Consider the following 26102-nt stretch of genomic DNA (forward strand, 5'->3'; position numbering starts at 1 on the left):
ATGATTACATGCATTATCAATGGCCATAGAGCCTATCCGATATCAACATCATCCATCAAGGTGACATACGCTAATCAGTATGTCACCGATGATGGTGAATACACCTACGATATCACCTTCCCGATGAATATCCTGGCCAACCGGGAAATCTTTTCCAATGTATCCCGATTGGAAGTCAAGAAAAACATCGCCAAATTCGATGACTGCAAGCTATATGTTGATAGCAAAATCATCATGAGCGGTGTTGGTACCATCCTCTCGGTGAACCAGCAGGAGGTCAAGCTGCAGATTGTCGGAGGCAAATCCCGCATCAAGTTCAATGACAAGATGACCAAGCACTACATCGATGAGATTGACCTGGGCATAGCTGATGCTCCAGGTTCAACAGTGAATAAATCGGTCGAAAACAAATTCAACGACTTATCCAAGGTTACAGACATCTTCATCCTGAGCACAGACAAAACCAAATTCCTAGGTGTAGAGGGTAAATGGTGCTTTATGCCGGTAGAGGATGAGACATATAAAATGATTGCCAACTATGTAGGGGTTGACCGTACCGGAAGACATTGTGGCCAAAAAACGGCATTCATCCAGAATACCGCTGTACAACCAAATCTGATGTACATCTTCAAGAAGATTGTCGAACACGAAGGTTATCGGCTGATCAGGAATGACATAGATATCAAACCGTGGAACCAGCTGTATATAGCGTCAGCGTTCAAGTCTCGCGAGCTTCGCAGAGCGCTTCCGCACTGGTCATCCTACACATTCATCGAGGAGTTCCGGAAGCTTTTCAATGCTTCCATCTACTTCGACGAGGTGGGCAAGACATGTTCTGTTGTCAGTTCCTCAGAACTGAGTTCAGCCGATTCCGTAGTGATAGAACCGCTAGAAGAGTATGCGACAGACTATGATGAGGACGGTTCCTTCAGTACTTCATCGACCGCAAATCTCGAATATAAATTCGACGATTCTGCCAACAGAGGAGACTATGAAGTCATACCGAAGAAGGTCTTTGAGAACTTCGAGCAGGTAGAATCTAGAGAATTGCTAGGCTATTCCAAGCAGTTCGCTACAACAACCATGGGGTGGTCTGAGAAGAAGAAAAGGCAGACTATCATCCATAATTTCGGAGATTACTATATATATATAGGTGAAGAGGGTAGCCGCAAGTGGCAGCTTGCAGGCATCTGGTCTCCACTTATCCGAGACGAGGATTCTGATGATTATGTTGACTTGAAGATTTCTCCTGCTGCACAGATAGCAGAAGATATCAACTTCAGAAGCAGCGTGGTCTTAGAAGACAATTGGATTGAAAAGCGCTGCCTGCTGTCTATCACTAATACCAGGGAGTCGGATGCAAAAGAGTGCGATTCTGACGAGGATGGTCTGAGCTACGTTTCTGTACAGGATGCCATCGATGATGAGTCGGCAATGGACGAGAGCGAGGACGAGGAGGAAGTGATGAGCATCTTCTTCATCTTACCAGGTAGAGTGCAGCAGCATGACAAGCCATACGGCAAGATTACTTGGGTTGGGGAGAAATCCAGATGGCCTCAATTCCTGACAGATTACCGAGTCAATGCTGACTATAGGTACAATGGCATAGCTTCATTGATAGAGATCTCTATACTCTATCGTTCAATTCAGACACAGCCGGTACCACATCATTGAGTCAGTTTCAAGGTGAAGTTATCAAAATTGATAACCGAAACTGCATGGAAGTGAAATTCAAGTCTGCTGATATTCCGGATCCATCGAAGATATACATCATCAGGAATAAGCGATTTGTGTGCGAGAAGATTGAGATGGAAGTCAAGGATGATACCATCGAGCCTATCTATACTGGCTACTTCTATATGCTATCATAATATAATAAGGTGAGGTACGTTTCCGTATCTCACCTTATTATATATATACTATAGTATGCCTTTATAATTCTTGATATACTCATTCGCAGCCTTGATATCCTTAGGAGTGTAGATATCCGTGATGAGTATAGAGGAGTGTCGTGCCTGATCTCTGACCGACAAGACATCGGCATTCGCCTTCAGCATATTGGTGATGCCGGTATCCTTCAAGCTGTAGAACTTATAGCGGTCGGAGAAGCCGAGCGCCTTGCGCAGGTTTCTGCCCCAATAATCTCTGAAACTCTTCTCGCTCTTGCGAATCTCACCAGGGCAGAAGTTATCTGAGAACAGATAATAGTGACTAGGGTATGAGAAGACATTGAGGTCAATCATCAACTTGATGACGTGAGACGGCAGTGTGATGACGGCATCATTTCCGTTCTTAGTATGCGAACCATGGAGCGATAGTGTTTGAGCTTCCAGATGGAAGTCTTCAATCTTCAGGTACGAGAGTTCGCGCGGTCGGACGAAGAGATAGTGGAGTATCTCACAAGCAAGCAGGTAGTGCCTGTTTTTCTCAAATAGGTAGTTGCGAATCTGCATCATCACGTCATCAGGTATGACCTCACGCTCCTTCAGATGGCGGTTTCTGATTCTGCTGAATCCTTCTGTCGGATTGCGAGAGATATAACCACGCTCAAGAAGATAAGAGGAAAATGTGCGTAACCAGCCGAGATAATTGTTCCTGGTTATAATGGTGTTGTTGCGGTCGATGAAGACGTAGTCAAGGAACTTGGAGACGAACTGTCTGTCGAACTGATAGGAGAAGTGGATGTCTATCTTCTTCTCCTCAATCCAGAGTTCCATGACTCGCACACGACTAGAGTAGTCGATATACGAATCATCACGCAAGCTATGCTCATTGCATAGCTTCTCGAGATATCTCTTATATCGTTCCAGGACAGTTGTGAAGAGGGTGTATTCAAGAGGGCGATCCTTCACTACCCATGGATTCCAGCCACTCTCTAGCTTTTGGGTGATGCGCTTCATCAGCTGATCAGCATACACTCTCTGATTATGCTTGCCCTTGATGTGGTCAAGCATAATCTTCTTTTGATGCATCTTGCCGATTGCTGGATCGAAGCAAGAGAACGAAACATAACACTCGCTTTTCTGATGGAAGGTAGGAAGCTTCCACGCAATGACATGGTGAATATCGTCACCAGCCAAACCTGAGAAATAATTTTTTTTTAGCCATATCTTTAATTTTTTAGAAATATGGCCTAAATCTTATCATTTTATATACTTTTCCGACTTTTCACCGAGTATTTTTGTAGCGAACAGCCTATATTGTCTGATACTCAATAAGTTATCGCAAATCTTGTCGGGATTACTGGACTCGAACCAGCGACCTCATCGTCCCGAACGACGTGCGCTACCAACTGCGCTAAATCCCGTTTTGTGGTACTTATGAGTACAAAGACGGTGCAAAGGTACACCAAAATCTCCATAATACCAAATAAAAAGCACTTTTTTATCTTTTTTGAAAAGTTTTTCACTTAAAAATTTGGTGGAACCAAATAATTGTTGTACCTTTGCACCCGCAAATGAGAAATCATCTGTAAGAGTATGGTGCCATAGCTCAGTTGGTAGAGCAAAGGACTGAAAATCCTTGTGTCCCCGGTTCGATTCCTGGTGGTACCACTTAAAAAGCGAACTTCTTCAAAGAGGTTCGGCTTTTTGTGTTTATAAGGCTTTTTCTCATTATGGGCGCATTGCAGTCTGGATTCCTGCGTCTTTTTTCTTTCTTTTCCCTTTTTCTTCGATATATTTCGGGTATTTGTCCCTTTTGTTGCTAGATTTGTCTGATATTTAGCGTGAGATTGCGGTATTCTAACCTACTTTTGCAATCGAAATCAAATAAAAAATCAAAAGAACCTGAAAACAATTAAGCAAAATGAATCACGTCTTAAGCAAAACAAAACAGAGAAGTCTCCTTCTCGTGGCATTGTTGCTCATGGGATGTTTGCAGCTTTTCGCTCAGACTCGCACCATTAAAGGTGAAGTGACAGATGCACAAAATGGTGATCCTCTTATCGGCGCTACCATTATGGTAGAAGGCGAAAAGGGTGGTACGGTTACTGATTTCGACGGTAACTTCAGTCTTCAAGTATCTTCTTCTGCCAAGAAGATCAAGGTATCTTATATAGGTTATATAGATAAGATACTGACAATTTCTGATAACATGCAGGTGAAACTCGAATCGGATAGCAAGGCGCTTGCCGATGTCGTAGTCATCGGATATGGTACGGCGCGCAAGAGCGACCTGACGGGTTCCGTGGCTACGGTGAAGGCAAAGGACTTCAACAAGGGTCTCGTTTCTTCGCCAGAGCAGTTGATCAATGGTAAGGTTTCGGGTGTACAGATCATGTCCAACAGTGGTTCTGCCTCAGCAGGTAGTACCATCCGTGTGCGTGGTGGTGCTTCTCTGAATGCCAGCAACGACCCGCTTATCGTGCTTGATGGTGTGCCATTGGAGCAGGGTGGTATTTCTGGTAACAGCAGCAACTTCCTCAGTATGATCAACCCATCTGATATCGAGAGCATGACCGTATTGAAGGATGCTTCCTCAACTGCCATCTATGGTTCCCGTGCATCCAATGGTGTCATCATCATTACCACCAAGAAGGGACAGCAGGGCGGTTTGAAGGTGAACTTCAATACTACCAACAGTATGCAGACCCGTGCACAGATGGTGGATATGCTGAGCCATGATGATTTTGTGAATGTCATCAATCAGTTTGGTACCGATAACCAGAAGTCATTGCTCGGCAATGCCTATACCGATTGGAACGACGAGGTTTATCGCACAGCTTTCGGTACTGATAACAACCTCAGCTTGAGTGGAAGCATCGGCAAGTATTTGCCTTTCCGTGTTTCTGCCGGATATTACAACCAGAGCGGTCTGGTGCGCAAGGACAATGTGGAGCGCTGGACAGGTAACGTGGTGTTGACTCCTAGTTTCTTCCAGGATCACCTGAAGTTGACCATCAACGCCAAGGGTACACTCAATAACAACTCTTTCAATAATGGTGGTGCAGTATGGGCTGCCGCAACATTCAACCCAACCATTCCTGTATATTCAGGTAATAACAGCTATGGTGGTTTCAATGAGGCTCTCGATGCTGATGGCTATCCAGTAAATGCGGGTGTGAGAAACCCTCGCGGTCTTGTAGATCTGTATGATTCAAAGAGTAAGGTAAGCCGCTTCATCGGTTCGATGGATGTGGATTACAAGGTTCATTTCCTGCCAGACCTCAAGCTTCATGCTACCATTGGTGCAGATTATGCCAAGGGTGATGGTACCATTTATGTTCCTGGCTATGCAGCACAGTCATTCAACAAGGATGAGTCCTTGAGCGGTAGCGATTACAAGTATGGTCCTCAGAAGAACGAGAACCGCCTGCTTACCCTCTATGCCAACTATGCGAAGTATTTCGAGAATATCAAGAGCAATGTGGATCTTACTGCTGGTTACGATTACCAGTATTGGAAGAGTACTACACCTCTTTATTATACCAAGAGTGCGGCAGGTACAACCCTTTCTACCGTGAAGGCTTCTGATTACCGTCACGTGATGTTGTCATACTATGGTCGTGTCAATTATTCCTTCGATGGAAAGTATCTCCTGACTGCTACAGTCCGTCGCGATGCATCTTCCCGTTTCTCTAAGGATACCCGTTGGGGTACCTTCCCATCTGTAGCTTTGGGATGGACCTTGACAGAGGAGCCTTGGTTGAAGGACAACAAGGTTGTTTCTAACCTGAAGCTCCGTGCCAGCTACGGTGTTACCGGTCAGCAGGAGGGTATCGGCAACTACAACTATCTGCCGGTCTATACATCCAGTGTAACAGGTGCCGAGGCACTCATCAACGGACAGTATATTACAACTTATCGTCCTGAGGCATACGTTTCAGACCTGAAGTGGGAGACAACTACCTCCTGGAACTTCGGTCTCGACTTTGGATTCCTGAATGGTCGTATCGGTGGTGCCATCGATTTCTATACCCGCAAGACCAAGGATCTGCTGGCTTCTGTTCCTACAGCAGCAGGTACCAACTTCTCAAAGACTATCCTTACCAACGTAGGTAATGTAGATAGCAAGGGTATCGAAGTTTCCCTGAATGCAACTCCTGTCCAGACCAAGGACTGGGAGTGGAACCTGAGCTACAACTTCACCTGGCAGAACATGAAGGTGAAGAACCTTTCTCTTACCCAGGGTGGAAGTCAGACCAATGTGAAGGTAGGTCCATCTATCGATGCTTACCAGTTCCAGGTACTCTCCGAGGGATATGAGCCATATATGTTCTATGTATATCATCAGCTCTACGATTCAGAGACAGGCAAGCCGATCGAGGGTGCTTACGCAGACTTGAATGGTGATGGCGAAATCAATGATGCCGATCTCTACCGCTATCATTCTCCAGCCCCTAAGTACATCATGGGCTTGAGCACATCCCTGAGATACAAGCAGCTGACTCTCGGTATGAGCTTCCGTGCCAACATCGACAACTACGTATATAATGGCATGGGTATGAGCACTGGTGCATGGGAGACCGTGAGCTACAACAACTCACAGCTCAATAACCTCAACGCCAGCTTCCTGAAGACCGGTTTCAAGACCCGTCAGTATCTCTCAGATACTACGTAGAGAATGCTTCGTTCCTGAAGCTCGACAACCTGAGCTTGAGCTATAACGTAGGCAAGATCAACAAGTGGGCTTCACTCACCGTATCTGCGATGGTACAGAATGTATTCACCATTACCGGTTACTCAGGCACAGACCCTGAGGTGCCAAACGGAATGGACAACTCGTTCTATCCACGTCCTCGCACTTACTCAGTAAGCCTCGGACTTCAGTTCTAACAATCAAAATTGATAACAATGAAACTTAAGAATATATTATATAGTATGATGTTGGGAACAGCAGTGCTGACCAGCGCTACCAGCTGTGTATCCGACCTCGATCAATATCCTCAGACGGAGACAACCTCTAAGGATGTTTATACCTCGCTTGCCAATTATGAGGCTGTGCTGGGTAAGATTTATGCTGCCATGGTGACCAGCGGTCAGGGTAAGGGCGGCGACAACAAGGATATGTCTTCCGTATTGAACGGCGGCAGTGGCTTCGACTACATGCGTATGTTCTTCAACCTCCAGGAGTGCGGTACAGATGAGCTTGCCTCTACCTGGTTGACAGGTGAGCAGACCACAGGTTTGACCTATCTCTCTTGGGATGCCAACGATGCGTGGGTATCAGATATGTATTATCGCATCTATTACAACATCGCCCTCTGCAACGAGTTCCTCCGTAATGCCAATGGTGCCAGCTTCTCGGGCGAGGACGAGGTGAAGATGAAGGAGTATAAGGCAGAAGTCCGCTTCATGCGCGCCTTGTTCTACTTCCATGCTCTCGATCTCTATCGCAACATTCCGATGGTGACAGAGAACGACCCTGTGGGCAGCTTTATTCCTCCATGTTATACCCCACAGCAGACTTTCGATTACATCGAGAGCGAGTTGAAGGATTGTGTAGGTGATATGCTTCCTGCTTCTACCTGTCCTTATGGTCAGGCTTCTCAGGGCGCAGCTACACTCTGCTTGCCAAGCTTTATCTGAACAGCGAGGTTTATACCGGCGTTGCCAAGTATGCCGAGTGCAAGGAGGCTTGTGAGAAGGTGATGAATATGGGCTACTCTTTGGAGTCTGATTACGGCAAGCTCTTCAATGCCGATAACGACAAGCGTACCAACGAAATTATCTTCGCCTTGCCAGTAAGTGCAGAGCATACCATAAGCTGGGGTTCTTCTACCTATCTGGTCTGCGGACAGTTGAGTATGTCGAATGCCAACCAGAATGTTGCCGACTTCGGTGTTACCAATGGCTGGAGCGAGTTCCGTCTCCGTCCGGAGTTCGTGGATAAGTTTACCCAGACCGATATTGATGGCAATGGCGACAAGCGCTGCAAGTTCTTCACCAATGGTCAGAGCAAGGATGTAACCAGCATGACCGATGAAACCACTGGTTATCTCTCAGAGAAATGGAGTAACCTGAAGGACGATGGAACAGCTGCATCCAATACTGCTAATGATGGTGTAGAAACCGATTACCCTCTCTTCCGTTTGGCTGATGTCTATCTGATGTATGCCGAGTGCGTAGCCCGTACCCAGGGTGCAAGTTGGGATCCATGGCCAGAAGGAAAGACTGATGCCGCTGATCCTGAGGTCATCGCTTCCCGCAAGCAGGGAGCCATCTATTGGATCAATCTCCTCCGTGAGCGTGCAGGTAATACCGATGTATGGGCTAACAACTTTGCCAACGATGATGAGTTCCTCCAGTTCATTCTCGATGAGCGTGCCCGTGAACTTTATCATGAGGGCTATCGCCGCACCGACCTGATTCGCTTCGGCGAGTTCACTACCAGCAAGTATATCTGGCAGTGGAAGGGTGGCACCCACGATGGACAGGCTGTTGACAGCAAGTACAACATCTATCCAATCCCTAACACCGAGCTTACCGCCAATCCAAATCTTCATAACGACAACTATTAATAGGATAAAAGAATGAAAAAGATATTTAGAAACCTGATGATGCTTCTCTGCGCACTCACCGCCCTGGTGAGTTGCGACGAGAGTGGCGACAAGATATATCTGGATGGCTTCAAGGCATCCGATCTGATGGCATCGGCCAGCGATGTGGTCCTGTCTGTTGACAATACGAAGGACATCGTGCTCTCGATGGCTTGGAAGAATCCTACCTTGCTTTCGAGCAACGAGACCAAGCCTGCGGGCAACGGTGTGTTGAAAACCTATCTGCAGGCTTCTCCTTCAGAGAGCTTTGCTACGGTAAAGGAGTATTCTGTAACCGATCTCTCCAAGGCTTTCACCGGTGCTGATCTCAACACCCTTGCCAAGGATCTGGGAACGACTCCGGGTCAGAGTGCGCCTCTCTATTTCCGCATCAAGAGTCTGATGGGCAACAATCTAGATGCTGCTTACAGCAATGTGTGTCAGGTGAACGTTACACCTTATATTATACACATGGACAAGATGACCATCTGGAATGCGGATAAGAACAAGGTGCTGACCTCTCTCAATTCTCCAGACGAGGATGGCATCTACGCAGGATATATGAATGCTTCTTCCTGGCTCAACTTCTGGGGCAAGGAGAATGATGGAACCATTTGGGGTAACGTAGGACAGGATGGTCATGTATATGAAATGGATAATACAGAGTCGGCATGGAACTTCTGGTTCCCTGGTCAGACTGGTATTTATTATACTGTGGTAGATACAAAGGCTAAGGAATTCAAGCCAACCTACATCAAGGCGATGCAGTTGAATGGTGAGGACATGACCTATGATGCTCCTAACTATGCCTGGACCAAGGTGATTACAACCTCTGCTGATAATACACCTATCAGTATTGTTGCTACTGGTGCAGAGTACAGCAAGGCAACCGCAACTGATGATGCTGCAGCCGTAGTCAAGACAATGAACTACACTCTTGCCGATGGCAAGATGACAGCTGCCGCAACTGCTGGCAGCGTGAACATAGCCAAGGCGGGTACTTATACTGTTACCGTGAAGGTAGGTGAGAACAGCGACCTGACTTACTCTATCGAGTCAGGCAACCAGACTGCTCCAGAGCCAGAGGCTAGCAATACTCTCTGCATGTTCAGCAAGGATGGCAACACCCTTCTTGCTGTGATGGACAAGGTGAGCGATGGTGTTTATACCTGCAAGTACAAGCCAACATCCTGGGAGAATTTCCGCTTCATCTTCGTTGGCGAGAACAAGGACGACAAGCAGACCTGGTATGGTGCCGATGGTGAGCAGTTCAAGTTAACTTCAGGCGATGGTGCCTGGGATATCTGGTTTGGTGATGAGAATGGTGAAACTGAGTTTACGGTTACAGCCGATCTTAATACCATGACATGGAAGTATGAATAGCTTAATGAATATTCTGTGCAACCGATTGCGCAGAATATTCATCATGGGTAAGTTTCCTTATTGTAAACGAATCATTTATTTGATTATCTTTGCATTATAATAATAACTTAAAGACATAATAACAATGAAGAATATTTTAGGAAAAGCCATATTGCTGGCTTCAGCACTCTTGTTTTCTATCACGGGCACGAGCTGCAGCAATGATGATAATACCACTCTCGAAAAGGAGAAAACATACGATATGAGTGGCTTCGCCAAGGGAGCCGATGTAAGTTGGATTACAGAGATGGAGCAGAACGGAAAGAAGTTCTATAACGCCAATGGTAAGGCTACTGAGTGCATGGCGCTTCTCCGCGACCTCGGCATGAACTCCATCCGCCTTCGTGTATGGGTAAACCCTAAGGATGGATGGAACGGAAAGAATGATGTGGTGGCAAAGGCATGGAGAGCCCAGCAGCTCGGTATGCGTCTGATGATTGACTTCCACTACTCTGATACCTGGGCAGACCCAGGAAAGCAGGGTGTTCCTGCTGCCTGGAAAAACTATGACTTCAATCTGATGAAGCAGGCGGTTGCCGATCATACCAAGGATGTTTTGAATGCCTTGAAGGCAAGAGGCGTCAACGTTGAGTGGGTACAGGTAGGTAACGAGACCACCGACGGAATGCTCTGGAATGATGAGGCTGGCGATGCTGCCCTGAAGGTAACAGGTCGTGCCTCTAAGAACATGACTAACTTTGCCGCTTATATCAATGCCGGTTATGATGCCGTCAAGGCGGTTTATCCGGAGGCAAAGGTAATCGTGCATCTCGACAAGGGAAACAATCTGAGTCAATATACCTGGATGTTTGATGGCTTGAAGCAGAATAGAGCCAAGTGGGATGTCATCGGTATGTCGCTCTATCCAGATTGGATTACCGACCAGACCTGGGAGCAGGTTTCTGATGACTGCCTCAGCAACATCAAGACCCTTTCCGGCAAATACAACTGCGATGTCATCATCTCAGAGATCGGTATGGTGTGGAATTCTGAGAATGCCGCTCCATTCCTCAAGAAGATGGTGGATGGCTGCAAGGCAATCTCTACCTGCGAAGGCGTGTTCTACTGGGAGCCTGAGTGCAACAGCGGCTGGAACGGTTACGACAAGGGAGCCTTCGACAACAGCGGCAAGCCAACCGCTGCACTCGATGCTTTCAAGTAATCGGGTAAGTTAGCTTTCTTCGCTTCCTTTGGGAGCGATGGAAGCGATTTCTAAAATGGAATAATGTACTAACATAGAAGAAAAAGATATGATCAAGAGAAGCATTACTTTTGTGTCTCTCGCCCTGGCGCTTTCTACCATGTGCCAGGCACAGAGTAGAAAAGTCATTCATTTGCCATCGTGGGATTTCTCCCGCGATGGCAATGTGTGGTCTCAGGTAGCCGTGCCTCACGACTGGGCTATCGCGGGTCCTTTCGATAAGAATGGGACCTGCAGATGGTGGCTATTGAGCAGAATGGCGAAAAGGAGAAGACCGAGAAGTCGGGACGTTCTGGAGCTCTCCCTTGGATTGGAGAGGGTATGTATAAGATGAATCTTCAGTTGCCGAAGGGCTACAAGCGTGCCGTCCTCGTATTTGATGGTGCGATGAGTCAGCCTGTAGTGAGCGTGAATGGTAAGGAGGCTGGCAGATGGGCTTACGGCTACAATGCCTTCCGCATCGACATCACACCTTACGTGAAGTTTGGCGGAAAGAAGAATCTCGTAGAGGTTCATCTCAACAATGTAGAGGAAAGCAGCCGATGGTATCCAGGTGGCGGTCTTTACCGTCCGGTTTCCGTGGAACTTTACGGTAACGAGAACTTCTCTACCTGGGATACCTTCGTGCGTACCCTGAAAGCAGACAAGCAGGAAGCCGAAGTGGAAGTGAACGCCCTGCTGGAAGGAAAGATTGGAAAGTCGGGAAAAACCGTCATCGCCTTGCTCGATGAGGCTGGTACAAAGGTTGCCGAGCAGACTATCTCTGGTGCCGCCCCAGCCATCAAGACTACCCTGAAAGTAGCAAATCCTCAGCTCTGGTCTCCGGAATCTCCTTATCTCTATCAGGTGAAGTTAACCCGATATGAAGGCAAGAAAGTGGCTGATGTCCAGACGCTGAAGACCGGTATTCGTACCATCTCGGTATCCAAGAATAATGGTTTCCAGCTCAATGGCATTACCCGCAAGATCAAGGGTGTCTGCCTGCACCACGACCTCGGTCCGTTGGGAGCTGCAGAGAACAAGGCAGCACTCATCCGCCAGATCAAGACGATGAAGGAGATGGGCTGCGACGCCATCCGTACAGCCCATAACATGCCTTCTACCATGCAGATGGAAATCTGCGACTCTCTCGGCATGATGGTAATGGCAGAGAGCTTCGATATGTGGATTTATCCTAAGTGCAAGAATGGCTATGCCAAGTTCTTCAAGGACTGGAGCGACAAGGATATCACCAACCTGGTGAAGCACCATCGCAACCATCCTAGCATCATCATGTGGAGCATCGGCAACGAGATTCCTGAGCAGTGGAGTAAGGAGGGTATGGAGATTTCCAAGCATCTGCAGGATCTCTGTCATCAGTACGACCCATCCCGTCCTGTAACCCAGGGTATGGATAGGGCTGAGGATGCCTGAAGAGTGGATTTGCCCAGGTAATGGACGTTCCGGGCTTCAACTATCGCGTACATAAATATTATAAGAATATCGAGCAGTTGCCTCAGGGCTTCCTCCTGGGTTCAGAGACAGCATCTACCGTCAGCTCCCGAGGCGTGTATAAGTTCCCTGTCGAGGTGCGTGCCAACGATAACAACCCATACGCCGATGGCCAGTGCTCCAGCTATGACACGGAGTATTGCTCCTGGAGTAATCTTCCGGATGATGACTGGAAGATGCAGGATGACTACAGTTGGGTAATCGGAGAGTTCGTGTGGACGGGCTATGACTATCTGGGCGAGCCGACTCCATACGATACCTACTGGCCAAGCCGCAGCAGTTACTTCGGTATCTGCGACCTTGCCGGACTTCCAAAGGATCGGTATTATATGTATCGTGCCCGCTGGAACGAGCATCAGCACACCACTCATCTTCTTCCACACTGGAACTGGAAGGGTAGAGAAGGACAGGTAACCCCTGTATATTGCTACACCGATGGTGTGGAAGGCGAACTTTTCGTAAATGGCAAGAGCCAGGGCAGAGTTCGCAAGGATAAGTCAAGCCGCCTCGACCGCTATCGCCTCCGCTGGAACAATGTGAAGTATGAGCCAGGCGAGATTCGCGTGGTTACCTACAACCAGTATGGCGACAAGGTAGGCGAGGACGTGAAGCGTACAGCCGGTGAACCAGCGCAGATGAAGTTCAGCGTGGAGACTCCAGACCATGAGCCTATCGCCTGCATGGTAGAGGGATGCACCGATGAGCACAACGTGCTGCTGAATGCCGATGGCAACGACCTTGCCTTCATCACCGTGAGCCTTTTAGATAAGGACGGCAACGAGTGTCCGCTCGCCGATGATGAACTTACCTTCGAGGTAAAGGGTGCCGGAACCTTCAAGGCAGCATGCAATGGTGATGCTACTTCGCTCGATTCCTTCACTCAGCCACACATGCGACTCTTCTCTGGTAAACTCGTTATTGTAGTTCAGAGCAAGGCACAGAAGGGCGACATCATCCTCACAGTAAAGAATGGCAAGCGCAATATGGAAAAGTCGCTTACGCTGCAGGCAATATAATACAAACTTATTAATGATAATTATAGATTCCCCTAGGAGAAGAAGTTCTTGCTCCTAGGGAAATTCTTCGTTCAGCGACGTTGAATGTGTGTTCAGCACTGTTGAATGTGTGTTCAACACTGTTGAACATACGTTCAGCAGTATTGAACGGAGATTTCTTCTAATGGTAGCAACAAATTCTCCTTATTCTATTGTTATTTTTCTCTAATAATATTTGGCATTGTCGTGAATAATGTGTATTTTTGCAGCTATGAACAAATCACTAACCGCTTTATCTAGAGTCAGCATGGCGATAGCTATGCTTTTTATATCCATAGCGCTCCATGCGCAACGTTTCATCAACACCACCCTGGATGGTGCTCAGGCTGTCTATGCTATTACCCAAGATACATCAGGAGTAGTCTGGCTGGGTACCGACAACGGTCTCTACAGTTATGATGGCTACCACGACTATCGTCATTTTGCTTCCAATACCTTTAGTCATATCCGCATCAATGCGCTCGGCTTCGAGGGTAGCATGCTCTATCTGGCTACGGGCAATGGAATGCTGAAGTTTGATACGCAGAAGGGAATCTATGCTTCTGCACCAGCGATGGAATCTGATGGAGGCAAGGGCAGGAAAAAGGTGGCAAGGGAGTTGAGAGTGCTTGATATGAAGGGCAGGAAAGATGCCTTTGGCAACGATGTGTATGCTATCCTGCATACACAGAAGGGACTTCTGGTGGGTTCTCTCGCCGGACTCCGTCTCAACCAGCGCCAGATTCTCCTGACTCCCGGAGCACAGCCGCTGGTGAATGCCCTGGCTTACGATGCCAAGCGCCACTGTTACTGGATAGGTACCGAGGGAGCCTTGTACTGTGCCGACCAGGCTTTGCAGAACTTCTCCAAGATTGCGGCGCTGGATGGAAACTCCGTGAAGTGTCTGGACGAAGACCAGGATGGCAATCTCTATATCGGTACAGATAATGGACTTTATCGCATGGCGATGAATAACAGTCTGGAGCATTTCGTTCACGACTCGCGCAATGAGGCAACCATCCCCAACAATATCGTATGGTCCTGCTATGTGGATAAGTGGCAGAATGTGTGGATCGGTACCGATCACGGACTTTCCCGTTTATCTACCCATACCTACTATCGCTTCACTTCGCTCGATAAGATTACCTTCTCGGGCGAGGGTAACTGTCTGCATGCTATCCTTCAGACCCGCAGCGGTGACTGGTGGATGGGCGGAACCAACGGCTTGATTCACTATGCAGAGGGAGTGCGCATGCAGGGTGCAGCTTCTGGATATCAGAATGTGGTATGGTATAAGCAGAACAATCCTTCGGCTCCTCTTGCTCACAACCGTGTGCGCAAGATTTATGAAGATAAGGAGGGGGATGTATGGATCTGTACAGACCACGGCATCAACCTCTATCAGAAGAGTACGGGAAAGTTGCTCAACTTTATCGTCTATGACAAGACCGGCAAGTATTCTACTGCCTGGGCTTATGATATTCTTCAGGATCAGAAGGGCAGGATGTGGATGGCATCTTATCAGGGTGGCGTCTTCGTGCTGGACAAGCAGCGACTTCTGGCAGCCATCTCGCTCTCATCTGCTGCTATAGCCACCTGTGTGGCAGATTATCATTTCTCAGACAAGGGAAAGAACGCCCTCTCGGGCCTGCACATCGGTCAGCTGGTACTCGATGGCAAGGGATTTGTCTGGGCTTCCTCTTATGATCATCTCGACCGTATCGATACCCGTACCCTTCGCATCTCACATATTTCAGGCAATGATGCCATCAATTATCTGATGAAGTCTGACAATGGCAATGTATGGGTAGGATATAATTCCAGCGTGAAGTGCTATATGGTGAACTTGCCGATGAAGGGCAAGGAGGTGGAAAGCAAGGAATGGAAGATCGGTGGGAAGGTGGTCTCCATGTGCGATGTGGCAGACAAGGTCTGGGTGGTGGCAGGCAATGCATGCAGCGTACTGGACCCGGAGAACAACAGTTTCCGCTTCATCATTCCGATGGAGAATCCGAACAATATCTATTATTCCAAGCTGAACCACGAAGTGGTGATGGGGGGCAACGATGGCTTCATTTCCATCCGTGCCGACCTTACCATGCCGAAGGACGACAAGGCGCAGCTGCTCCTGGCGGGTATCGTGGTGAATGGCAGACAGACCCAGGATGTCTTGCTCGATGAGAACATTGAGGGAACACCGGGTGTTTCGCCCGTGGGACTGAAGACGCTGGTACTGAAGCATGATGAGAACAACTTCACGCTCCAACTGTCTGATTTGCCTTTTGCCGATCATCCTACCGCCGTCTATGCCTACCGTCTGGAGGGTAGCGACCACGAGTGGCATTATCTGGACAAGGGCAATCTTGACATCACTTACAATGGATTGTCGTATGGCGATTATCATCTCACCGTGCATGTGGTGGATGGCGAGGGAAATATCGGAGATGAAGTTTATCAGCTCGAAATCTCCGTTCTTCCACCATGGTATCTCACCATCTGGTGCAAGCTGTTCTATCTTACCCTTCTGATTGTGGGTATAGCCTGGGTCATCAATGCTCATTTCGTAAGAAAGCAGTTGAAGGAGGCGAAAAAGCAGAAGGAGGAAATCCTGGAGCAGGTGCAGGCGCGTATGCAGTTCTATGCCAACCTTGCCGATGACCTGAAGAATGCTGCCGCTCACCATTCGTTCGAGGAAGTGAATGATCTGGTAGTTTCTCATCTTGATGTGAATGCTTCCGACAACGAATCAGAGTCGGCAATGATTGTAGATTTCCATGCTCCTCAGGATCCGGAAGTTGAGATGGATGAGATGGATAGGAAACTGCTCAACCAGATTCGGGAGATGATAGAGGAGAATATGGTGGATTCCGACTTTAACGTGTCGATGCTTCAGGAGAAGATGGGTATGGGAAACAAGCAGCTTTACCGAAAGTTGAAGGCACTTACGGGTCAGACTCCGGTGGAGTATATCCGTGATATGAGAATGCAGAAGGCGGCAAAATTATTAAAGGCGGGCAAGTTCAGCGTGTCGGAGGTAATGTACACCGTAGGCTTCTCTAACAGCAGCTATTTCTCCAAGTGTTTTTCCAAGGCATTTGGAATGACTCCTACCGAGTTTATGCGCAGTTAAAAAGTATATGGATTAAAGTTCAAACGATATGTTGCCAATATTAACGATTACAGGTTCCGACAGCACCGGTGGCTCTGGTGTGCAGGCGGATATCAAGACGATATTCGAATTGGGAGGTTATGCCGTTTCGGCGATAACCAGCATCACCGTGCAGAATACCCTGGGTATCCAGGAGTTCTTCGATATTCCTGCCGAGATTGTTTCCGGACAGATAGAGGCAATCATGAACGATATGCAGCCCAGCATCGTGAAGGTGGGAATGATACGCAAGGTTGAGACGCTGAATGTGCTTATTGATGCCCTGACCAAGTATCGTCCCGACCATATCATCTACGCCCCTTCCATCTGGTCGAGCCAGGGTGATGCGCTGATGACCGAGGATGTGGTGAGCCAGATCAAATACCGTCTGCTGCCGCTCTGTTCGGTAGTCGTGGCGAGAAAGAAGGAGAGTGATATCATCCTTCAGAACTCCCGACTCCTGGAGCTTGCCGAAAAGCAGGGGCTCAGGATTTACCGGCTCGATAATGCCAATTCGCATGGTCTCATCAACCGCTTCTCTTCTGCCCTTGCTATCTATCTGAACCAGGGCAAGAAGATGGAGGAGGCGTTGGCGATGGCGCAGGATTTCATCAATATAGAACTGGCTAGGGAGAGTAATCTGCAGGGTAGGAGTTCCGAACTTTACAACCAGTTTATCTCGCAGGTGAATAACTTCTGCCGCACCTATAGCGATGTGCATTTCTATGCCGACCAGCTGAATGTGAGTGGCCGCTATCTGGCGCAGGTTACCCGCCGCATCTCCGGCAAGACACCGAAGGCAATCATCGATGAATACATCGTGAAGGAGATAGAGCGCGAGCTTTCTACCACCACGCATACGGTGCAGGAGATAGCCAACACTTTCGGCTTCTCATCTCAGGCTCATCTCACCAAGTTCTTCAAGAAGATGAGAGGGGTCACGCCTTCTGCTTTCAGGCAGAAAGGCTGAAAACAGGTGGTTTTTGACCAAAAAGTTAAAATAATTAAGTTAAATTAGAAACACGGACAAATTGAATTTGTCCGGCTCTTTTGTCCGGGTGCTTGTAAATGGTTAAATATTAGTAATTTATAGACTGCCGGACAATTTGTCCGGACAAATTCAATTTGTCCGTGTTGTTTTTTCTTTGCTTTTTAACTCTATGTTTTCCTTCTCGGAACTCATAGACTTAGAAGCCATAAAACTATGAGTTGGATTTGCGAAAATACTACTATTATTTAGACCCCCTTTTGTTATAAATATAATATATATACCTGATAATCAGTTATATTGTGCTTTTCTGCAGACTTTGTATTTTAGATCCTATTTAGTTCTATTATTGAAAAATATTTTGTATTTTTGCGCCCAGAATGTAATTATACTAAAATATGAGAAGAAGTATTTCGTTTACGATATTGTTTTTTATGATGCTTTCAGTGTTGGTATCATGTTATCAAAGTCATAAGAAAGAGTTAGACTTAGCTTATACGTTGGCAGAGTCTAAGCCAGATAGTGCCTTGGTCTTTTTGAACCGTATCAATCAAGGTAAACTCTCAGATAAAGATATGGCGAAGTATGCCTCATTTATTATATGGCACAAGATAAGTCGGGCTTGGAAGTAGATAACGATTCCTTGATTCGCATAGCGTATGATTGGTATGGAGAACATCAGGACGATTCGCTTTATGCTTCATCCTTGTATTATATGGGAAAATACTTTCTGCTGAATGATAGTATGGAGCAGGCAAAGACTTGTTTGGAAAAGTCTTATTCCATATCTGACAGTCTCCATAATATGAATTTAAAATGCTTGGCATTGGATAAGCTGATTGAAGTAGAAGAACAGCTGGCACCTTACAAAGCTTTGAACTATGCTAAAGCTTTGGTGAAGATGTATGAGTCCATGCCAAATGTTAGTATATATAATAAGGTGGCAGCGCATTTGAGGTTAGGGGAGAACTTCTTTTATGTTGATAGTTTGCGACGAGCTTTGGAAGTAGAGAAAAAAGCATATAGGTTGGCGATATATGCAAACGATAATGAATTGCTGTCAAGTGTAAAACAAAATTTGGCTAGTACGTTTGAGGAAATGGGAGAAAAGGATAGTTGTCTGCTTTATGCTCGGCAAGCTTATGACTTGAATGGTAATGATAGATTTTCTTGTCAGTTAATGTTGGCTTCTGCTTATATTACTGGAGATTCCATAAAGCAAGCTTTTGCAATATTGGATCAAGCAACTCCTAAAACTGCTGAAGATCATTATTCGGTATTTTATATGCAAAGTCAAGCAGCTGTAAAAGCCCAGGATTATAAGACGGCTAAAACTTTCAGTGATTCTGCATGTTCTTGTTTGCAAGAAATGTACCGGACAGCATCCAAAGCCAAGAATTCCTATTATACTTCTTTTTTGAAGAAAGAAAGTGAAAGGGCAAAAATGCAAGGAAAGACGGAAATGCAGCGATGGGTATTTGGATTGTTTTTACTTTTGGGCTTGATTGTTATTTCTTTTGTTTTGTATGCTTATTGGTCGTATCGAAAACTGTCATTAGCTCGCATGGTTCATGAACAGGAAATATTCAGCCAAAAGCAGCAAATGATAGAGAAGTTGCATCAAGAAGAACTTTTGCATAGGGATGTACAATTGTCTGTGATGCGTAATTTTTTATTAAAGAAGATTGAGGTAGTTGAAAAGTTAAATTCGAATGTTCCGAATGGGTGTAAGCATATAGTGCTTTCTGATAATGAATGGACAGAGCTAGAAGTCTTCTTGGATAGTGTAGAGGACTTGTTTGTGTCAAGACTAAAACAAAAGCATCCGAATTTGTCTAAGGCAGATTTGCGATTAATGATGCTGTTGCGTTTGAGGTTATCACAAAAAACTCTAGCATCTATTTATTGTGTTAGTGAGAAGGCTATCAAGCAAAAGTTGTTCTTGTATAAGGATAAGGTAGGCATAAAAAATGAGCATTTTTCGCTTCGTAACTACATAGAAAACTTCTAGAAATAGGGGCTATATAATGCTTTTTAGACCTTTTAAATATGGGGGGGCAATTATAAGTACTTGTTTCTTAGTATTATATGTAATTTGTGCAATGGCATAGAAATAGACCTGTTTTGTTTGGATGAAGTCAAAAAACTATGTAATTTTGCAGCCGAGATTCAATAACATCTAAAAGGTAAGATTATGAAGAAGGTAAAAATGTATATTTCGTTTCTGCTGTTTCTGCTATTTGCTTCCAGTCAAGTAAAAGCAGAGTGTTCTTCTAAAGCGAAAGACATTCCTGTGTATAAGGTAAAAAAGCATTTGGGAACACGAACTGCAGAACCTAGCGTAACAGCAAGTTTAGAGCAAAATCAGCTTACAGTTAATGTTGGTTGTTATATGGGCATTGTAAAAGTCTATGTCTATGGAGACAATGGAAGCCTCATGGCTAGTTCTTCTGTCGCTATAGAAGGTAATGGATTGTGCACTTTAGATTTGTCCGCATTAGAGAATGGCTCTTATAATGTAACTGTAGAACTAGAAAATATGATTTATTGGGGCATGTTTGACATATAGGGTAGATTCTTATAATTGATAATAATTTTGTCGACTAAAATTATATATCCAGACACAACTGGCAAAAAGCGCATACATTCCCAAAAGCGTTAAAACTGGGTGGTTAATGAATTGTTGAACGTCTAAATTATTTAAATTATGAAGACAAATGAAATTGAAGGTAAGCTTGAAGTTATGGAGCTGATGGCTGTAAAGGGTGGTATTGATGAGATTGAAATTGAATGTAGAGCACAAGATAGTGGTGTTATCTGCAATGCTGGTAGTGCAGTTGCAGGCAGAGTGTAATTACTGACAAAGTAAACTAACATTAAAAATGGAAGAAAGTGTGTCGCATAGTTTGTGCGACGCACTTTCTTAAATAAAATCTTATGATGTCACAGAATGAAACTTATGTCCTAAATCCAGACTATCACTTCAAAGGTGATAAGGATCGTATAGTAATGTATTCTAAAAAGCAAGTTTCCTCATTCAGTTCTTCTGATTGGGTAAGCTTTATACACCCTACACAAGCTCAAATTCTAAATGTTTTTGCAGTAAAGAGAACATTTGGGGAACAATGTAAATTGTTGGCACTTAAATATGGAATTTCAGAGGGGCAAATTTCAGAAATGCTCGCTCCGTATATTGAGAATAAAAATGTAGTCCATACTATTTTTAAAGAAAATAAAATATATTTTCCTCAAAATGTTTTGATTGCCTGGCATAATGTGGAGGAGCTTTTTAAGGAAGACACAAATAATATTGTTCAAGTAAATTGTAATGATGTAAACTTAAAACAAGATAGAATGCATATTGCGCCACAAAGCATTTTGCTAATGTTAACCAATAAGTGTGTGACAAAATGTAAGTACTGCTACGCCGATAAGAATACAAAGTATACTCCTATGAGTACAGATGAGGTATTACATCTGATTGATGATGCCAAACGCTTAAAGATGTCTTATATAGATGTAATAGGCGGTGAGGTCTTTTGTCGTAAGGATTGGGATATAATAATCAAAAAGATTGTGGACAATGGGCTTATGCCAAACTTTATATCTACGAAAATGCCTATTGCTGAAGAGACTATCAAAAGGTTAAAAGATACCGGGTACAACAATGTTGTTCAAATATCTTTAGATTCTTTGGATGAACAGGTTTTAAGTACTTTGATAGATTGTAAAGTTGGCTATGTAAACAAAATGAAACAAACCATTATAAATTTGGAAGCGTATGGATTCAAAGTGCAATTTGATACTATTTTGACGAAACTTACTGCCAATCGGAAAAGTCTTGATCAATTATTCCTTTTCATTAGTAAAGTTACGAATTTAGAATATTGGGAAATAAGAATACCTGAGGTTTCTATATATACTCCAGAAACTTATAAGGAGATAAAGGCGAATAAGGATCAGTTGTTGGACTGTATAGATTATATAAATGAAACGCTTAGACCAAAAGCACAGTTCAAACTTTTTTGTAGTGATAATTGTCTAGAAGAGCATTTAGGCGAAGGAAAGGATATTGACAAACATTTTTATGGAGGAAAATGTATTATGTTGAAACAGTTGGCATTTGTTTTGCCTGATGGCAAAGTCAGTGCTTGTGAACAACTATATTGGCATCCTCAATTTATCATTGGAGACTTGAAAAAACAATCTATTGAGGAAATTTGGAATTCTCCAAAGGCATGGGAATTATACAATTTAAGCCAAGGCGTTTTTCGTAAAGAGAGTGTTTGTTCGCATTGTAAAATTTTTGATTTTTGTAACTTGGAGAATCATCGTAGATGTTTCGTCAAGGTAATCAAAGCTTATGGAAAAGATAAATGGGATTATCCAGACCCACGTTGTCAATATGCTCCAAAAGTAACATCAGATTTGTTGTATTAAAAATATATAGGAATGAATTTACAAAAGGCTATTATATGTTTTGTGAGTTTTTGGTTGAGTATATGCCATATTTCGGCTCAGCAACTTAGTGGAAAAATCGTTAGTAGGGAAGGTAATATAATTCCCTATGCTAATGTTTTTTTGTTGTCTAACCAAGATTCTTCTTTCGTTAGGGGTACTGTGAGTGATGAGAATGGGCAATTTTTATTGCCCTCTTACACTCATAATGATATTCTCAAGGTTTCTGCAATAGGCTACTCTGTGGGGTATTTTACCTGTAAAGGTGACTCTTTGGGTAATTTGGAATTAAAGGATAATGCGAAACAACTTAATGAGGTTGTTGTAAAAGGTCACCGCAATTATGTGAAAACAACCAATATGGGCATAACCATATCTATGACAGATAATCCACTTTCGAAATTAGGCACAGCCTTAGATGCTATTAAGCAAATGCCTTTGATAGATGCGGTTGGGAATGACATTTCTGTCTTAGGAAAAGGAACGCCTGTATTTTATATAGACAACAGAAAGGTAAGAGACAATAATGAATTGTCGCAACTGTCTTCACAAAATATAAAGAATGTCGAGATAATTACGAGCCCAGGTGCGAAATACGAGGCTGATGTAAAATCCGTGATTATTATACATACAAAGAAAAAAAAATTAGGTTGGGCAGGTATTGCAAGAGTTTCGGGAGTTTTTTCCGAAATGTCTCATGGTATGGCAGACCTAGACTTTTCATATAATAGTGATAAAGGATTAGGCTTTTATGCCAATGGAGATTATGAGGGGGATGGCTTTAAGCAAAAAGGATATATATTAGAACAGTTTAATAGTGATTTGAATACGACAAAAACAAATGGAAAATTTAAACGTTGCTCTCAGAACATAAAATTGGCGGTAGGCTCAAGTTATGACTTTAATGATAATTCTCTTGGTATTCGGTATGAATTTCGTAGGACACCAAGTGATAAATACGATACACGTAATATTATAGAAACAAATGTAACTTCTGTTTCGCAAAATCTGAGTTCTACAAGCGAAAAATTTAGTCAAAGTTCACGGCATAGTTTAAATTCTTATGCTGTGTTTAAATTTGGTAAAATGAAAAATTATGAATTTACTACAGATGTTGATTATGTCTATAATTTGTCCTCCAATTCTTCTAATGTAGAAGAATTGGGAAATTCATATGAAAATAAGATAGCTACAGCAAATAGTGCTAAAAATAAGATAGTTGCAGCAAAAGCTAATTTAAGTGCTCGTTGGAAATATGTGAGCTTAAATCTTGGTGGACAGTATTCTTTTACAAGAACTCAACAAACGTTTGGCGCAAATGTCGCAGAAGCTAAGGATTTCTTTGAAGACTCGTCTGATGAGGAAAGCCAGCATTTGTCAGCAGGTTACATTGCTGCTAATTGGAAAATAGGTAAAAAGTGGAGCTCTAGAACTGAGTTACGTGTGGAATATACAGATTTTACATATTTAGAGAATGGGAAAATAGTTCCAGAACAAACTAAAGGCTTCTCAGATTGGCTTCCTTATATAAGCATTAATTATCAAGATGGAGATTATGGATTTGGCTTGTCTTATAATACGGTGGTTGTCCGTCCAAGTTATAAAATGTTAGCCAACTCTTACACATATAGTTCTCATACATTGTGGTTTATGGGAAACCCCTTGTTGAAATCAGAGTTGGATAGAAATTTGGAACTAAGTTTTAATTATCATCAAACTAGTTTAGCATTCACTTACGTACATTGTATGAGGGAATTAGCTTCTGCCTATTTTTATTTAGCGGATAAGCAGATGAATATTTATAAAGTGATTAACCTGCCAAATTATAATTATTTTCAAATAACTCTAGGGCAAAGATTCAATATTGGTAATTGGCATCCGTCCTTATATGGACTCTTAAAAGTTCAAAATTTAAAATATGGAGAACCAAAGAATTCGTATGATACACCTCGTTTCCGTATTATTGTGCGTAACCGCTTTGATTTGCCTTGGAAAATATATGGTTATTTTGATGGAATGTGGATTGGTAGAGGAAATTCTTCAACCAATTACACCAAGAATCGGGTTATTCTTGATATGGGATTGAATAAGAGTATTGGTAGTTGGGCATTTACTATATATTGGAATGATTGTTTTAAGTTGTGGCATCAAGTCAATTTGGTTGAAACCAATGGGGTATCTTATTACCAAAATTTGAAGGGTGCATCTCACAATGTATTTGTTAGTGCTACTTATACTTTTAATAAAAAGAAAAACTATAAAGGAAAAGGTGCGGCACAAAGTGAGGTAAATCGTTTGTAGAACAATGGATATAACACATTTTATATGTTTTCGTCAACATGACTCCATGCAATGCGGCATAGCCTGCTTGCAAATGGTATGTAAATATTTCGGCAGAGACTATACATTGGATTCTCTGTCGAAACTTTGCTTTGCCACAACAGAAGGGGTGTCCATGCTAGGTATTAATGAAGCGGCTAATGCGCTAGGATTTCACACGGTAAGTGCAAGGGCAACCACGACCATGTTAGGTGAAATCCCTTTGCCTTGTATTCTTCATTGGAATCAGAATCATTTTGTTGTATTATATAAGGTTAAGAAAGGCAAGAGGTTCTATGTCGCTGACCCAGGAAAGGGATTGGTCACTTATGGCTTAGAAGAGTTCAAGCAGCATTGGATAAGCACTCACTCTAATGACGAGGACAAGGGTATCGCCATGTTCTTCGAGACCACTCCTGCCTTCTTCACTTATCAGATGGAAGGAGAAGATAGACAGAAGGAGAAGCGTTCCTTCAAGTTCCTTTTCAGATATTTCAAGAAATACCGCAAGGCATTTTCCTGGATTGTCTTGGGACTGCTTGCGGGCAGTGCCCTGCAGCTGGTGTTGCCGTTCCTTACCCAATCCATCGTGGATGTCGGTATCAAGAACCAAGACATTGGATTCATCTGGCTCATTCTCTTAGGCCAGTTGATGCTCACCATCAGTCGAACAGCGATAGACTTTGCCCGCCGATGGTTCCTGCTCCGCATCTCCATGCGTATCAACATCTCCCTGGTGAGCGATTTCTTCATCAAACTGCTGAAACTGCCGATGTCTTTCTTCGACACCAAACTGATGGGCGACTTGATGCAAAGAATGAACGATCATAGCCGTGTGAACAACTTTCTCACCCAGCAGACGCTCAACATTACCTTTGCCATGCTTACCTTCGTGGTGTTTTCGGTGGTGCTCTTTATATATAATAAGGTGGTGTTTGCCATCTTCTTATTGGGCAGCATCCTGTACGGAGGATGGATGGCTCTCTTCCTGCGTCGAAGAAAGGTGCTCGATTATGAACTCTTCGAGCAGCAGGCCATCAACAACAACAGGACATACGAGTTCATTACTTCTATGCAGGAAATCAAGTTGCAGGATTGCGAGCAGCGCAAGCGGAAGGAGTGGGAGGAGACACAGGTGAATCTTTTCAGAGTGCAGCAGAAATCTCTGAAACTACAGCAGACCCAGGAGGCAGGAAGTATTTTTATCAATGAGGTGAAGAATATCGTAGTGACGGTGGTTGCCGCAACGGCGGTAATCCAAGGGCACATGACCTTGGGTATGATGCTTGCCGTGCAATATATCATCGGACAGCTCAACTCGCCGGTGGAGCAACTCATGAACTTTTTCTATTCCGTTCAGGATGTGAAAATCAGCCTGGAACGTATCAATGAGATTCATCAGATGGATGATGAGAACGGAAAGGAGGGCTTGCTGACTGGTCTTGAACATCCTGAGGATGGTATCCATATCAGCAACATCATGTTCAAGTATGATCCTCATGCCCTCAGAAAGACAATAGACGGGGTGGATATTCATATACCTCAAGGCAAGGTGACGGCGA

At 44.3% G+C, this 26102-nt stretch carries 13 protein-coding genes, 2 tRNA genes and 3 pseudogenes; 16 read left to right on the forward strand and 2 right to left on the reverse strand.

Features of this window, described 5'->3' with window-relative positions; translation table 11 throughout:
• Nucleotides 1–1674, forward strand: coding sequence for a hypothetical protein (locus DW830_RS04250; RefSeq protein WP_119249008.1), 1674 nt, complete (start codon nucleotides 1–3; stop codon nucleotides 1672–1674).
• A 44-nt stretch (nucleotides 1675–1718) separates the two neighbouring features.
• Nucleotides 1719–1871 carry a hypothetical protein gene (locus DW830_RS15775; RefSeq protein WP_158573436.1) on the forward strand — a complete coding sequence of 51 codons (153 nt, stop codon included), beginning with the start codon at nucleotides 1719–1721 and terminating at the stop codon, nucleotides 1869–1871.
• A gap of 48 nt (nucleotides 1872–1919) precedes the next feature.
• On the opposite strand, the gene DW830_RS04255 is transcribed toward DW830_RS15775, so the two are convergent.
• Complete coding sequence (locus tag DW830_RS04255) at nucleotides 1920–3080, reverse strand: tyrosine-type recombinase/integrase (protein WP_233544375.1); 1161 nt, start codon at nucleotides 3078–3080, stop codon at nucleotides 1920–1922.
• Between the two features lie 154 nt (nucleotides 3081–3234).
• Nucleotides 3235–3307 (reverse strand) — tRNA-Pro (locus DW830_RS04260).
• Nucleotides 3308–3481: 174 nt separating this feature from the next.
• Here DW830_RS04260 and DW830_RS04265 point away from each other — a divergent pair.
• The 14 genes and pseudogenes from DW830_RS04265 to DW830_RS04325 all read left to right on the forward strand — a co-directional run.
• Nucleotides 3482–3554: transfer RNA gene (locus DW830_RS04265), tRNA-Phe, on the forward strand.
• Between the two features lie 253 nt (nucleotides 3555–3807).
• Nucleotides 3808–6776 (forward strand): annotated as a pseudogene (locus DW830_RS04270) (SusC/RagA family TonB-linked outer membrane protein).
• Nucleotides 6777–6794: 18 nt separating this feature from the next.
• Nucleotides 6795–8461, forward strand: a pseudogene (locus tag DW830_RS04275) (RagB/SusD family nutrient uptake outer membrane protein).
• 12 nt (nucleotides 8462–8473) lie between these two features.
• Nucleotides 8474–9862, forward strand: a complete 1389-nt coding sequence (locus tag DW830_RS04280; protein ID WP_119249009.1) for a DUF5114 domain-containing protein — start codon at nucleotides 8474–8476, stop codon at nucleotides 9860–9862.
• Between the two features lie 124 nt (nucleotides 9863–9986).
• Complete coding sequence (locus tag DW830_RS04285) at nucleotides 9987–11063, forward strand: arabinogalactan endo-beta-1,4-galactanase (RefSeq protein WP_119249010.1); 1077 nt, start codon at nucleotides 9987–9989, stop codon at nucleotides 11061–11063.
• Nucleotides 11064–11151: 88 nt separating this feature from the next.
• A pseudogene (locus DW830_RS04290) lies at nucleotides 11152–13609 on the forward strand (glycoside hydrolase family 2 TIM barrel-domain containing protein).
• A 250-nt stretch (nucleotides 13610–13859) separates the two neighbouring features.
• Entirely contained in the window at nucleotides 13860–16757 is a 2898-nt protein-coding gene (locus DW830_RS04295; RefSeq protein ID WP_158573437.1) for a two-component regulator propeller domain-containing protein, read from the forward strand.
• 28 nt (nucleotides 16758–16785) lie between these two features.
• Nucleotides 16786–17745 (forward strand): hydroxymethylpyrimidine/phosphomethylpyrimidine kinase, encoded by a 960-nt coding sequence (locus DW830_RS04300; RefSeq protein ID WP_119249012.1) that lies wholly within the window; start codon nucleotides 16786–16788, stop codon nucleotides 17743–17745.
• A 619-nt stretch (nucleotides 17746–18364) separates the two neighbouring features.
• Nucleotides 18365–19774, forward strand: a complete 1410-nt coding sequence (locus tag DW830_RS04305; protein ID WP_119249013.1) for a tetratricopeptide repeat protein — start codon at nucleotides 18365–18367, stop codon at nucleotides 19772–19774.
• A gap of 183 nt (nucleotides 19775–19957) precedes the next feature.
• On the forward strand, nucleotides 19958–20332 hold the full coding sequence (locus DW830_RS04310; protein ID WP_119249014.1) for a DUF3244 domain-containing protein: 375 nt from the start codon (nucleotides 19958–19960) through the stop codon (nucleotides 20330–20332).
• A 138-nt stretch (nucleotides 20333–20470) separates the two neighbouring features.
• On the forward strand, nucleotides 20471–20617 hold the full coding sequence (locus DW830_RS15780; RefSeq protein ID WP_158573438.1) for a hypothetical protein: 147 nt from the start codon (nucleotides 20471–20473) through the stop codon (nucleotides 20615–20617).
• 83 nt (nucleotides 20618–20700) lie between these two features.
• Nucleotides 20701–22203, forward strand: a complete 1503-nt coding sequence (locus tag DW830_RS04315) for a radical SAM/SPASM domain-containing protein (protein ID WP_119249015.1) — start codon at nucleotides 20701–20703, stop codon at nucleotides 22201–22203.
• A gap of 12 nt (nucleotides 22204–22215) precedes the next feature.
• A complete protein-coding gene (locus DW830_RS04320; RefSeq protein ID WP_119249016.1) occupies nucleotides 22216–24522 on the forward strand; it encodes a TonB-dependent receptor domain-containing protein in 2307 nt (768 codons plus the stop codon).
• Between the two features lie 4 nt (nucleotides 24523–24526).
• The coding region (locus DW830_RS04325) for a cysteine peptidase family C39 domain-containing protein (protein ID WP_119249020.1) at nucleotides 24527–26102 on the forward strand (1576 nt) is incomplete at its 3' end.

Source organism: Prevotella sp. AM34-19LB, from assembly GCF_003468525.1.
In the GTDB taxonomy this organism is placed as follows: Bacteria; Bacteroidota; Bacteroidia; order Bacteroidales; family Bacteroidaceae; genus Prevotella.